General features: G+C 71.6%; 8 protein-coding genes. 3 read left to right on the top strand and 5 right to left on the bottom strand.

The genetic code is table 11. The features are described 5' to 3' along the window. The first annotated feature begins 21 nt into the window (after positions 1-21). The 3 genes from OG276_RS05995 to OG276_RS05985 are packed head-to-tail and all read left to right on the top strand — an operon-like array spanning position 22 to position 8,476. Positions 22-7,182: a non-ribosomal peptide synthetase gene (locus OG276_RS05995; RefSeq protein WP_266903425.1), complete on the top strand. Its 7,161-nt coding sequence runs from the start codon at positions 22-24 to the stop codon at positions 7,180-7,182. Between the two features lie 38 nt (positions 7,183-7,220). Continuing rightward, the gene (locus OG276_RS05990) at positions 7,221-7,454 is read left to right on the top strand and encodes an MbtH family protein (RefSeq protein WP_266903424.1); all 234 of its coding nucleotides are present in this window, start codon (positions 7,221-7,223) and stop codon (positions 7,452-7,454) included. After that, positions 7,451-8,476 carry an NAD(P)-dependent oxidoreductase gene (locus OG276_RS05985; protein ID WP_266903423.1) on the top strand — a complete coding sequence of 342 codons (1,026 nt, stop codon included), beginning with the start codon at positions 7,451-7,453 and terminating at the stop codon, positions 8,474-8,476. The genes OG276_RS05990 and OG276_RS05985 overlap by 4 nt, the downstream gene beginning before the upstream one ends. A 92-nt stretch (positions 8,477-8,568) precedes the next feature. On the opposite strand, the gene OG276_RS05980 is transcribed toward OG276_RS05985, so the two are convergent. The 5 genes from OG276_RS05980 to OG276_RS05960 form a co-directional block, all read right to left on the bottom strand. Beyond that, complete coding sequence (locus OG276_RS05980) at positions 8,569-9,783, bottom strand: cytochrome P450 (protein ID WP_266903422.1); 1,215 nt, start codon at positions 9,781-9,783, stop codon at positions 8,569-8,571. A 298-nt stretch (positions 9,784-10,081) separates the two neighbouring features. After that, a complete protein-coding gene (locus OG276_RS05975) occupies positions 10,082-11,035 on the bottom strand; it encodes a hypothetical protein (protein WP_266903421.1) in 954 nt (317 codons plus the stop codon). 325 nt (positions 11,036-11,360) lie between these two features. Beyond that, positions 11,361-12,071 carry a 4'-phosphopantetheinyl transferase superfamily protein gene (locus OG276_RS05970; protein WP_266903420.1) on the bottom strand — a complete coding sequence of 237 codons (711 nt, stop codon included), beginning with the start codon at positions 12,069-12,071 and terminating at the stop codon, positions 11,361-11,363. 66 nt (positions 12,072-12,137) lie between these two features. Continuing rightward, positions 12,138-12,626 carry an iron chaperone gene (locus OG276_RS05965; RefSeq protein WP_266903419.1) on the bottom strand — a complete coding sequence of 163 codons (489 nt, stop codon included), beginning with the start codon at positions 12,624-12,626 and terminating at the stop codon, positions 12,138-12,140. Between the two features lie 72 nt (positions 12,627-12,698). After that, positions 12,699-13,154, bottom strand: coding sequence for a carboxymuconolactone decarboxylase family protein (locus OG276_RS05960; protein WP_266903418.1), 456 nt, complete (start codon positions 13,152-13,154; stop codon positions 12,699-12,701). Between the last annotated feature and the right edge of the window lie 204 nt (positions 13,155-13,358).

Genomic DNA, 13,358 nt, shown 5'->3' with positions numbered 1-13,358 from the left:
CGACAGAAGGGTCGACGATCAGTGGGCACCCATGAGACGGGCCGGGAAACGGCACCGCACTACGCACGGCTCGTCGGCATGGCTGCGGCGACACCGCTCCAGCAACAGCTGTACCTGGCCTACGAGCTGACCGAGGAGCACGCCCCCCATCATCTGGCGCTGCGCCTCACCTTCGACGGTACGAGCGACGCGAGCACGCTGCGGGCAGCGCTGGAAGAGGTGGTGCAACACCACGACGCGCTGCGCACTCGTTTCACGTTCGAGGGCACGACCTTGGTGCAGACCGTTGAGGACCATCTGCCGCCACTCTGGCAAACGGCGGAGGACCACGGCAGCGGCAGCGGCCACTGCCACGGCGCGGATGATCTCTCCCGCCCGTTCGACCTGGAGCAGGGGCCCCTGGTGCGCGCCTGTCTTCAGCCCGTCGGCGACACCGGTCTGCTCCTCAGCCTGACGCTCCACCGGATCATCGCCGACGAGCGCTCCGCGGAGATCCTGCTGGAGGACCTGCTCGCCGCCTACCACGCCCGACTCTCCCCGGGCGTCCTCCCACCCGAACCTCCGAAGAGCCAGTTCACCGACTTCGCCCGCGCCGCCGGCAGCCGGGCGATGGACCTCGCCCCGGATGCCCCGGAACTCCCGGGGGAGTTCCCGGCGCTGCAACTGCCCCTGCTGACCGGACACTCGGCCGGTCAGGCCCATGAGGTGGCTCTTCCCGCCGAGACCATGGCCGCGCTCGGCACGCTGTGCGAGGCCTCCGGAGCCTCGATCGGCGACGGCCTGCTCGCGGCCTTCGCGATCCTGCTCAACCGGTACAGCGACTGCGACGACATCCTGATCGCGACCTCGGACTCCGACGACCGCGGCGACGAATTCCGTCGGACCGTAGGTCCGTTCACCCGTGCCCAAGCGGTCCACGCGGACCTCTCCGACGGAGACGGAGACGGCCTGGCTTCCGTGATCGGCCGGCTCCGGAGGCTGGCCCCACCCGGCACCGCGGGCGAGCCCACCGAGGACGACGGCTGGCACGACGCGGAGCCGTCCCCGCTCCCGGTGGCCTTCGTCCGGCGGGAGACGCCGACCGCCGTCCGCGAGATCCCGGGCGGTGTCACCGTCACCCGGCACGAGGTGCCCGCACCCCACGGTCATGCCGTACGCCTCGTCGTGACGGACGACCGGGAGGCCCGGATCGAAGCCGCGTGGCCGGAGTGGCTGACGGAGCAGTTCGCCCACCACTACGTGCGGTTGCTCACCGAAGCCGTGCGCGACCCGGGCCTGTCGGTGCACGAACTGGAGTTGCGCTCGCCGGGCGACCCCGACCCTTCCGCGCCCGTACGAGCCGCAGGCAGCCGGCCGGAGGCCGAGGAAACCGTCCTCGACCAATTCGCCCGCCACGCCGCCGCCCGCCCGGGCGCCATCGCCGTCAGTCTCGGTGCCGAGCACCTCACCTACCGCGAGCTCGACCAGCGGTCCAACCGGCTCGCCCGGCATCTGCAGTCGCTCGGAGTCGGGCCCGAGGTCCTCGTCGGACTCTGCGCCGAGCGCTCCCTGGACCTGGTCGTCGCGATCCTGGGCATCCAGAAGGCGGGAGGGGCGTACGTACCGCTGGATCCGGCCTACCCGGACGCCCGGCTGGCCTACGTCGTGCGTGACGCCGCACTCACCCACGTAGTGGTCCAGGGCCCGCCGGGCGAGTGGCTGGACGGTTTCACCGGCACCCTGGTCTCCCTCGACGCCGACGCCGAGGCCATCGCCGCGCGCCCGGCCGAGCCGACGGCGAACCGCGTCGCGCCCGACGGCCTGGCGTACGTCATCTACACCTCGGGCTCCACGGGCGAGCCGAAGGGCACCCTGATCCCGCACGCCAATGTGACCCGGCTGTTCACCGCCACCGGGCACTGGTTCGGATTCGGCCCGGACGACGTCTGGACGCTGTTCCACTCCTACGCCTTCGACTTCTCGGTCTGGGAACTGTGGGGCGCCCTGGCCCACGGGGGCCGCCTCGTCGTCGTCCCCCACGAGATCAGCCGGGCCCCCGAGGACTTCCTGCGGCTGCTGCGAACAGAGGGCGTGACCGTCCTCAACCAGACCCCGTCGGCCTTCGCCCTGCTCATGCGGGCGGAGGAGGCGCACGCCAAGGGCTACGCGTCCCCAGGCAGCCGGCAGCGCCCCCTGGCGCTGCGCTTCGTCATCTTCGGCGGCGAGGCGCTGGACCCGCGGTCACTGCAACCGTGGTTCGAGCGGCACCCGGACGGCCCACGGCTCGTGAACATGTACGGCATCACCGAGACCACCGTCCACGTCACCTACCGTCCGATCGACCGGCGGGACTGCGAGGGCGAGGGCCGCAGTGTCATCGGGGAGCCCATCCCCGACCTGGACCTGGACCTGCTCGACCGGCGGGGCAGGCCGGTACCCACCGGAGTCCCCGGCGAACTGTACGTACGGGGAGCCGGGCTGGCCCGCGGCTACCTCGGGCGGCCCGAACTCGACGCCAGCCGCTTCGTCACCCTTGCGGCCGGGCGCGCCTACCGCACCGGGGACCTGGCCCGGCGGCTGCCCGACGGCGAACTGGAGTACTGCGGCCGGATCGACGAGCAGGTGAAGATCCGGGGGTTCCGGATCGAGCCGGGCGAGATCGAGGCCGCGCTGGCCGGCCACCCCGACGTCCGGGAGGCTCTGGTGACCGCGGAGCAGAACCGCAACGCGGACCGGCAGCTGGTGGCGTACGCCGTCTCGGACCGTCCCGCACTGGGCGCGGCCGAACTGCGGGCCCATCTGGAGGGCGTTCTGCCCTCGCACATGATCCCCGCCGCCTTCGTCGTGGTCGACCGCTTTCCCCTGACCGCCAACGGCAAGGTGGACCGGCGGCGCCTGTCCGCCCTCGACCGTACCGCCGGCTCGACGGCCGGTCCGACGGCCAACCGGGCCGAGGAGATCCTCGTCCAGGTCTGGAGCGACGTGCTCGGGCACGAGCGGGTCGGCACCGACGAGAACTACTTCCTGCTCGGCGGAGACTCGATCCGCACCATCGCCATCGTCAGCCGCGCGCGCGAACTCGGCCTGAACTTCGAGCTCCAGGACCTGCTGCGCCACCAGACCATCCAGGCCCTCGCTCCGCACACCACCTTCGGCGTCCCGGGCGCGTCCCGTCCGCGATACCAGCCGCTGTCGCTCGTCTCCGACGAGGACCGCGCGCTGCTCCCGGCCCACGTCGAGGACGCCTTCCCGCTGTCCCGGCTCCAGGCGGGAATGCTGTACCACAGCGGTCTCAGCGCGGCCGAGCGGATCTATCACAATGTGACGGGGTATCACCTGAGGGCCGACTGGTCCGAGGAGGCCTGGCGTTCGGCGCTGGACGGCATGGTCGCCGAGCACGAGATCCTGCGCGTCTCCTTCGACCTGGAGTCCTTCAGCGAGCCGCTCCAGTTGGTGCACCGCCGGATCGCGCCGCCGATCACCTTCGAAGACCTGCGCCAGCTCTCCGACCCGGATCGCCGGGCCGCCCTGGAACAGCGCTTCGAGGAGGAGAAGCGACGCGCGTTCTCCTGGCAGGAAGCCCCGCTCATCCGCCTGCACGTGCAGCGCCTGACCGACCGGACCTTCGAGCTGTGGGTCACCGAACACCACGCGATCCTGGACGGCTGGAGCGAACGCTCCCTGATCACCGAGCTGTTCGCCCGCTACCGCGCAGGCCTGACGGACTCGCGGCCCCCTGCGACGGACCCCCCTCAGGCCCGCTTCGGGGCGTTCATCCAGCAGGAACAGGCGGCCATCGCCAGCGCCGAGCACCGGGCCTTCTGGGTCGATGCTCTGGCGGACAGCGACCTCAACAGCCTGCCGCGGCTGATCCAGCCCGCCGAGCGGCCCGACATGCGCATCCTGCCCGTGGACCTCCCCGGCGAGGTGTCCGCCGGGCTGGAACGCTGCGCCCAGCGCCTCGCCGTACCCGTGCGCACCGCCCTGCTCGCCGTCCACCTGCGGGTGATCGGCCTGCTGTCCGGCACCCCGGACGTCGTCAGCGGTGTCGTCTACAACGGCCGCACCGAGGACCGGGACGGCGAGCGCGTCCTCGGCATGTTCCTCAACACCCTCCCGTTCCGCACCCTTCTGAGCGGCGGCAGCTGGGACGACCTGGTGGCAGCCGTCAACCGGACCGACATAGAAGTCCAGCGATACCGGCGCTACCCCATGGGAGAGATCCGGCGCGACCTCGGCGGCCGCGAACTGTTCGAGAGCTTCTTCAACTTCACCCGCTTCCACGTCTACCAGTCCGTACTGGACCAGGCGGCGGAGCTCGACGTGCTCGACGAACGGCGGATCACCAACACCAGCATCCCGTTCGGGGCCGAGTTCTCCCAGGACCTCGCGTCGGCCTCGGTGGCCCTCCATCTCCGCTACGACGCCGCCCAGTTCACCGAGGAACAGGTGCATCTGATCGGCGGCTACTACCGCCGCGCGCTCACCGCTCTGGCCACCTCCCCGCAGGACCGCTACGACCAGACCGACCTGCTCTCCACCGCGGAGCTGCGCCAACTCGACCAGTGGCACGGCGAAACCCGTCCCCGCGAAGAGGGCCGACCCTTCCACCTGCTCTTCGAATCGACGGCGAAGGCCCGCCCGGACGCCCCCGCCGTCGTCTGCGGCCGAACCGTCCTCGACTACGCGCAGCTGAACGCCCGGGCCAACCGGCTGGCCCGCGAACTCGTCACCCGGGGAGTGGGCCCGGGGCGCATCGTCGCACTGGCCGCGCCCCGGACGGCCGAGCTGGTGGTGGCCATGGTCGCCGTACTGAAGACCGGCGCGGCATATCTGCCGGTCGACCCGGACTACCCGGCGGAGCGGATCACCCTGCTCCTCCGGGACGCCGAGCCGACACTCCTCGTGACCACCGTCGAGACGGCGGGCACCCTGCCGCCCACCGATACCCCACTGCTCGTACTGGACGGTCCGGAAACCGAGCCGCGGCTCGCGGACCATGCCGGCGGGGACCTCACCGATGCCGAACGCCCGAGGGCCCCGCGACCGGCCGATCCGGCGTACATCATCTACACCTCGGGCTCGACGGGGCGCCCCAAGGGCGTGATCGTCTCCCACGCCAACCTCACCGACCTGCTGGCCTGGATCGCCGGGTTCCTCGCTCCGGACGGCCTGGCTCAGGTGCAGGCCACGACCTCGATCAGCTTCGACGTCTCCGTCTACGAGATCTTCGGGCCGCTCTCCTCGGGCGGAACCGTGCGGATCCATCGCGACCTTCTGGCCCTGGGCGAACCACAGACACTCGCGGACGGCCCGATATCCGCACCGTCCGTGGTCAGCGGCGTGCCCTCCGTCTTCTCCGGCCTCATCCCGAGCCTGGACCCGCGGGTGACGGCCGGCACCGTCGTACTGGCCGGTGAAGCACTCGGCGCCCTGGTGGCGAACGAGATCACGACGGCCTTCCCGGGCGCCAGGATCGCCAATGTGTACGGTCCCACCGAGGCCCCGGTGTACGCCACGGGCTGGCTCGGCGAGGGCCCGTTCGACCAGGCGCCGCCGATCGGCCGGCCGTCCTGGAACACCCGCGCCTACGTGCTCGACCACGGACTGCGCCCCGTGCCGCCCGGTGTTCCCGGCGAGCTCCACCTCGGCGGTCCCGGCCTGGCCACCGGCTACCTCGGCCGCCCCGCACTGACCGCCGAGCGCTTCGTCGCCGACCCGTACGGCGAACCCGGCTCCCGGATGTACCGCACCGGGGACCTGGTGCGCCGTCGCCCCGACGGTGACCTGGAGTACCTCGGCCGGCTCGATCACCAGGTCAAGATCCGCGGCTTCCGGATCGAGCTGGGGGAGGTGGAGGCCGTACTCGCCCGGCATCCGGAGGTCGCCCGGGTCACGGTCGTCGTACGCGAGGACCGCCCCGGGGAACAGCGGCTGGTCGCCTACGTCGTCACCGCCCCGGGTGCGACGGCCGACGCCTCGGCGCTGCGCCTGCACGCGGCCCGCCTGCTGCCGCGGCACATGGTGCCGGTCGTGGTCCCGCTCACCGCCTTCCCGCTCACCACCAACGGCAAGCTCGACCGGCGTGCGCTGCCGGCGCCGGAACTCGGCGCCGACGCCCCGACCCGCGAGCGCAGGGCTCCGCGTACCCCCGTGGAAGAGGAGCTGCTCGCCCTGTTCGCCGAGGTTCTCGGTGCCGACCAGTCCGGCACCGAGCGACTGTGGATCGACGACAGCTTCTTCGAACGCGGCGGCCACTCCCTGCTCGCCTTCCGCCTGATCGCCAGACTGAACTCCCTCTACGGCGCGGAGCTCGGCATCAGCACGCTCTTCCGTACACCGACCGTTGCGGGGATCGCCGAACTGCTCGCCGAGCAACGGGACTCGGGCGATCCGGCTGCCGCGCTGGACGTCCTCGTACCGCTCCGCCCGCAGGGCAGCCGCGAACCGCTGTTCTGCGTGCACCCCGGCGTCGGCATCAGCTGGGTCTACTCCGGGCTGCTGCGGCATCTGGAGAGCGATCGTCCGGTCTACGGCCTCCAGTCCCGCGGGCTCGACGGCGACGCGCCCCCCGCCGCGGACCTGGGGGAGATGGCCAGGGAGTACGTGGCGCGCCTGCGCACCGTCCAACCGCACGGCCCGTACCACCTGCTGGGCTGGTCGATGGGCGGCGTCGTCGCACACGAGATGGCGCGGATGCTGTGCGCCGAGGGCGAACAGGTGGCGCTACTGGCCCTTCTGGACGCCTATCCCCGCAGGCCCGACGCCCGGACGGTGGACCACGACGAGCCGCAGGCGCTGGCCGAAGTGCTCCACTCGCTCGGCCTGCAGCAGCCGGAGGGCCATGACCCGCTCGTACCCGAGTCGGCCCGTGCGATCCTGCTGGACCGCGGGAGCCCCCTGGCGACGCTCACCGACCGCCAACTGGCCTCGGTGGCACGGATCTTCACCAACAACGTCAACGCGCAGCGGCGTCACGTCTCCCAGGTCTTCGACGGGGACGTGCTCTTCTTCGAGGCGACGGCCGGGAAGGGCCCGGACGGCGAGCGCCCGGCCGACTGGGCGCCGTACACGGGCGGGCGGATCGAGAGCCACCCGATCGACAGCGCGCACGGCGACATGCTGAGCCCGGAGCCGCTGGCCGAGATCGCCCGCGTCCTCGGCGAGCGCCTCGGCGCGCTGCCCCGGCCTGGGGGAGACTAAGTGGCCAGTCCGCTATCGACGACCTGTCAGGAGTTCGCGTGAACGGCCCGTTCGACGACCACGACGGCAGCTACCTCGCCCTGGTCAACGGGGAGGGGCAGCACTCGCTGTGGCCCGCCGCGATACCCGTGCCCGACGGCTGGTCGGTCGCCTACGGCCCGGCCGACCGCGCGTCCTGTCTGGACAGTGTCGAACGGTCCTGGACCGGCCCACGCCCCGGCGGCTCTCGCCCCCGGGGCTCGACGACGACGAGGGCAGGATCACCTGCATGACGAAGACAGCAGTGGTGGTGGGCGCGACGGGCCAGATCGGACGGGTGGTCGTCCGACGGCTGGCCGAGGACGGCTGGGACGTGACGGCGATCAGCCGGACCCCGGCATCCGGCGGGCCGCCCGGCCACGGCGTCCGTACGGTCCACCTGGACCGGGACGTGGACGGAGCCCTGGAGTCCGCGCTCGGCGACGGGTGCGACGTACTGGTGGACATGGTCGCGTACGGCGAGGGTCACGCCCGGCAGTTGCTCGGACTCGGTGACCGGATCGGTTCGGCGGTGGTGATCTCCTCCGTCAACGTCTACGCGGACGGCGCCGGCCGGGGATTCGACACCCAGGACGCGCATTTCCCCGAATACCCGGTGCCGATCCGCGAGGACCAGCCGGTCATCGCGCCCGGCGACACCTCCAACCCCACCCGCAAGGCCGCTCTGGAGCACACCCTGCTCCACTCCGGCGGCTCCCTCCCGGTGACTTTGGTCCGTCCGGGAGCGATCCACGGACCGGGCTCACCGCTTCCGCGCGAGTGGTTCTTCGTGAAGCGCGCCCTGGACAAGCGCCGCATCCGCCTGATGCCCTACCGCGGCGAGGGCCGCTTCCACACCTCGTCCTCCGCCAACATCGCCGAGGTGATCCGGCTCGCGGCCTCCCGGCCCGGTACCCGCGTCCTGAACGCGGCCGACCCGCAGGCTCTCACGGTCCGGGAGATCGCGGCGGCGGTGGACGCCGTCATGGGCCACGAGGCCGAGGACGTCCTCATGGACGGCCTCCCGGAGGACGGTCTCGGCGGCTCTCCCTGGTGCACGCCACGGCCGGTGGTCCTCGACATGTCGGCGGCCGAACGGGAGCTCGGCTACGTCCCGGTGACGGGCTATGCCGAGTCCCTGCCGGAGACGGTCGAGTGGCTGCTTCGAGAGGCCGGCGACCAGCCCTGGCAGGAGGCGTTCCCCCTGCTGAACCGCGCGATCGGCCCGCTCTCCTTCGACTACGCCGCAGAGGACCGCTGGATCAGCGGCCGCTGACGCCCGCGCCGGACCGCCCCCGGCCTCCCTCAGGGGGAGGCCGGGGGCGGTCTCGACCGCCTTCCGGGCGTGCCCGACCGGGCCGTTGGGGATCAAGCGCCGGCCGAGCAGCGCACCGGCAGTCGGCAGACGCCGGACAGGAAGCTGGATGTGACGCGCTCGACGGTTCCGTCCAGCTCCATATGGGATATCTGGGAGCGCAACTCCTCCAGCAGAACGCGCAGTTCGACCCTGGCGAGCGGGCCGCCCAGGCAGAAGTGCGGTCCGTGGCCGAGGGTGAGGTGCCTGTTCGGCGTGCGGGAGATGTCGAACCTGTAGGGGTTCGCGAAGACGTCCTCGTCACGGTTGGCCGATGTGTTCCAGAGCGTGACGATGTCGCCCTGCCTGATCTCGGACCCGCGGAGCGTGAAGTCCGTCGTGGCGGTCCGCCCGATGTGCGTCGCCGGAGTGGTCCAGCGCAGCACTTCCTCCACCGCAGAGTCGAGCAGGCCCTCGTCCTGCTGGAGCCGCTGCCACTGCTCGGGATGCTCGATCAGGGCGAGCGCGGCACCCGCCGCGGACAGGCGCGTCGTCTCGTCACCACCGATGATGATGTTGTAGCAGTTCAGAAGCACCTCGGCATCGCTGAGGGGCTTCCCGTCGACCTGTTCGCCCGCCAGCAGACTGACGATGTCCGCGCCCGGAGACGTGCGCCGTGCGGGAAGGAGCCCGGCGTAGTAGTAGAGGATGTCCTGCTGGGCTTCGGCGGCTTCCTCCATGGACTCCGCCGAGCCGTCCGCGCCCATCGCCGCCATGGTCAGATCGAGCATGCGCGAGCGGTCCGCCGCCGGCACGTCGAGCAGCTCGCAGATGGCGATGAGCGGAATCTGCGAGGCGACATCGGAGACGAAGTCGCCCGCTCCCTTCTCGGCGATGGCCGCGACGAGTCCCTTCGTCGCCGTCCGGACGCCGTCCACGACGTGCTCCATGGCTCTGGCGGAGAATCCGCCCTGCAGGAGGCGCCGTACAGCGGTGTGCCGGGGCGGGTCGGTGACCACGAGCATGCTGCCGCCGGCGGAGTCGCCGCCCGTGAGCAACGTGCCGAGCATGTTGCCCTGTTCGGAGCTGAGGCGGGCCGTATCGCGGTAGACGGCGGCGATGTCCTGGTACCGCGTGATCACCCAGAAGCCGGGGCTGTCTCCCTCGGCCTCGCACCAGGCGACCGGGTGCTCCGTCCGTAGCGTCCTCCACGCCTCACAGGCGTCGGGATCGGGGTGTAACGCAGGGTCGATCAGGCTGAACGGGATGGCATGGCGCGAGGTACTCAACCTGTGGTTTCCATTCCTGGTCGGCGACACGTGGAGCGCCGGTCACCAGGACCGGCAACCCGGGCTGCCGATCGATCCCCTCGAGGCTGCGCAGCGATGACGAGGCGTCATGCGGATGCCCCCGCAGGGTTGGTCCGGCCGGGCACGGTCCTCGGGCCTCGGCCCGCCCACGACGCTATCCCCCTGACGTCGATCATGACAAGGGGTCCGGACCTCGATGGGGCGGCCGCGCCGGGAGAGGGCGCCGCACCGGGGCCGACCCCGCGGCCGGCCCCGGCGGACCTCTGCGTGAGCCCCGTCAGAACAGGGAGTTGTTGCCGTGCAGCCGGCGTCGCAGGAAAGTGGCGAAGGTGTGGTCCTCGAGGTGGGTCAGGGAGCTGCCGTCCGGTTCGATGGAGGCGATCCGCCAGTCCTGGGGGTCGCTCTTCATGGTGAGCCAGCCGATGAGCCTGCCCTCCACCTCACCCCACTGCAGGAACTGCCGGTCCTCGTCCAGCCAGGTGGCCCCCGCGACGGGGAACACCCGCGCGCCCGCGATGATCCCGCCGGGGAACTCCCGCATGATCGCCAGGTAGTCCTCCGGGAGGGCGGTGGGCCACTCGTGCCGAGCCTGTTCCACCAGTTCGCGCGCGTACTGCCGGACGCCCGGGACGCCGAGGCTCCGCAGCTTGACGAGGATCTCGTCCAGCGCGGTGATGTCCCGGTCCGCCAGTGCCTTGGCCGTCTCCCGCTTGGCGTCCGCGAGCCGGTGCCACGAGCCGGCCCTGTACTCCGCGTCCGTCTCGAACGCGGGAGTCCCGTCGGCGCGCCCCGTGATCTCCCGCGCGATGAATTCCGACGTGGGGAAAGGGAGTTCCGGCCAGAGCTGGAAATCGGAATCCGCGAGGACGGTCGTCCAGTCCGCGGTATCGGGGGCGGCGGTGTCCCAGAGCAGCACACCGTCGTCCGCGGTGCGGCCCCACGGGACCAGTCCGCCGGGCTCGGGGAAGAGGGACTGCGGCAGCTTTTGCTCGCGGGAGCGCAGGTAGTACCGCATGTCCTCCAGACGCAGCGCCGCACTCGCGGTGAACTCCGCCAGGGAACGCACGGGGAGTTCGGAGCGAGTGAGCTTGACGGAAGCCGCGATCAGGCCCTTCGGGAGGGCGTTGAGCAGCAGTTCGAAGTCCTCGGGCACGACCTGCCCGTATCCGTCGCTCCCCGGTCGCCCGGGGGCGACCACGTCGAGCAGCCGGAAGACATCGAGATGATTCATGGTTTCCTCTCTGAACACCGCGCTCCGTCCCTCGACGGTCGATCCGGCCGCCGAGGAGGTGTGACCGGGTCCGGTTCCTTCGGAATCCGAGTCCTCGGGCCGGACGGGGAAGGGCCGCGAGGGCGGGGACAGCGAGAAGCAAGCGCAGCCTGATCGTCCCATGAAGCCCCATGCCGTCCCCGCGGATCCTCCGGTTCCCCAGCCGAACACCATGAAGCGACCGGACGCAGGACCGTAAGCGCGACGGCCCGCGGTGTGACACCGGGCCGGGCGAGCGGCAGCCGGACGACAGCGACACCGACACCGACAGCGACGTCGACATGGTTCAGGGATTCCCCGCTCCCGATACGGCCACGGCGGCGCTGAAGCCCGGGGGGACGGCCACGTCCCTCAGGGACCAGCCCGGCAAACCGCTCGCCGGGGTGTCGCCGCTGCCCACGTAATCGAGGGCCAGGCCCCGGGAGAGCCCGATGCCCAGGCCCTTGAGGTACGCCTCCTTGCGGACCCAGACGCGGCCGAAGGCCGCGGGGCGCTCCTCCGGGTCCAGGGCCGCCAGCTCCGCGGCCTCCCGAGGGTGCAGCTGCCCGGCCAGCTCGCGTACGGCCGATGCCGGGGGCAGCGCCTCCACATCGGCTCCCACCGGCACCGCGCCCAGCGCGATCAGTGCGAGCCGGTCGCTGTGCGACAGGGAGAAGTGGACGGGCCCGTCCTCGGACAACGGCCGTCCGTGGGGGCCGGCGCACGAGGGGCAAGGTGCGCGGGTGATCCGTACGCGTCCCGGGGCGAGGCCGAGCCGGGAGCCGAGCAGCACCCGCAGTGCCACGTGGGCGGCCACGTAGCGGCGCCGGTCCTCCTCGCGCACGAAGGCCGCCGCCCGCCGGTGTTCGGCCGGGTCCAAGACCTCCGGGGCCAGCCGGGCCGCCGCGCCGGCCGCCTCGTCGGTGTCGACCAGCCACACGGCCGGCGACGCGGCCGGCGACGCCTGCGCGGCGGGCGGGGAATCCGAACCGATCGTGAGGACACGGGGCTTCAGCACGATCGATCCTTCTCCTCGGTCCTGCGCCGGCGCCGACATCCGCATCGGCATCGGCAGGGCTGGGTATCAGTGTGCCGCGTTCTTCACGAGTGCGGCGATCCTCACCTCGTCGGCGGCCGTCAGCCGCGTCAGGGCGTAGGAGGTCGCCCACATGGAGCCCTCGTCGAGGTGCGCCTGGTCGCTGAAGCCGAGCGTCGCGTAGCGCGCCTTGAACTTCTCCGCGCTCTGGAAGAAGCAGACGACCTTGCCGTCCCGGGCGTACGCGGGCATCCCGTACCAGAGCTTCGGCGCGAGGTCGGGTGCGGTCTCCTTGACGATCGCGTGGATCCGCTCCGCCATGACCCGGTCGGCGTCCTGCATTTCGGCGATCTTCTCGACCACGTCGGCCTCTTCCGCCGCAGCCTTGTCGGCGCGCGATCCGCGGCGGGCCGCCGCCTTCAGCTCCTTGGCGTGATCCTTCATCGCGGCCCGCTCCTCCTCCGTGAACCTCGCGGACGGCTCGGCCGCGGTCTTGGCGGGGGTCGCGGTCTTGGCGGGCTTCTGGGTGTTCGTCATCGCGGGTTTCCTCCCGGTAGTGGGCGTGATGGGATGGATCGTCATACTAGGAAGCGGGGCGGTTCGCGCCCGTCAGCCCCACGCGCCGGCGATCTGGCGGGTCGTGGCGTTGAGGCGGTTGAACAGGTTGGTGACGCCGATCATCAGGACGAGCGCGGCCAGCTGCTTCTCGTCGAAGTAGGTGGCGGCCGTGTCCCAGACCTCGTCGTTCACCGCGTCGGGACGGTCGGCCAGCCGGGTCGCGGCCTCGGCGAGCAGCAGGGCGGCCCGCTCCTCCTCGGTGAAGTACGGGGCCTCGCGCCAGGCGGCGACCGTGGCCAGCCGCTCGTCGCTCACCCCGGCCTTGCGGGCCGACTTCGCGCCGCCGTCCACACAGGCGCTGCACCCGTTGATCTGGCTCACCCGCAGGTGCACCAGCTCCAGGATCTGCCCGTCCACCCCACCGGAGTGCACTGCCTTGAAGATCTCCTGGATGGGCTGCATCGCACCGGACAGGACGACGGCGGGGTTCTGCATGCGGGACTGCATCTCGGTGTGCTCCTCTACTGGGTTTCCGGACTGCCGGGCTTCCGGCCTTCCGGGGTTTCCGGTTCCCCCCTCGGGGTGTGACTCCATAACAGCCGCAGCGGCCCGCCGCGGCGATGGCGGTGGGACACCCCGGGACAGGCGGAACATCCTTGACCAGCGCAGATGCGGCCCCGGATAATTCGGGCGCGGCGGGACAGGGATACG

The sequence above is a fragment of the Streptomyces sp. NBC_00086 genome, from assembly GCF_026343255.1.
In the GTDB taxonomy this organism is placed as follows: domain Bacteria; phylum Actinomycetota; class Actinomycetes; order Streptomycetales; family Streptomycetaceae; genus Streptomyces.
Note: the sequence above shows the minus strand (reverse complement) of the source record. Positions and strands in the feature narration are given on the sequence as shown.

What these genes read in the sequence shown, in the direction of transcription:
- OG276_RS05985 (WP_266903423.1), top strand. Translation starts at nt 7,451, where the DNA reads ATGACGAAGACAGCAGTGGTGGTGGGCGCGACGGGCCAGATCGGACGG.
- OG276_RS05975 (WP_266903421.1), bottom strand. Translation starts at nt 11,035, where the DNA reads ATGAATCATCTCGATGTCTTCCGGCTGCTCGACGTGGTCGCCCCCGGG.
- OG276_RS05965 (WP_266903419.1), bottom strand. Translation starts at nt 12,626, where the DNA reads ATGACGAACACCCAGAAGCCCGCCAAGACCGCGACCCCCGCCAAGACC.
- OG276_RS05960 (WP_266903418.1), bottom strand. Translation starts at nt 13,154, where the DNA reads ATGCAGTCCCGCATGCAGAACCCCGCCGTCGTCCTGTCCGGTGCGATG.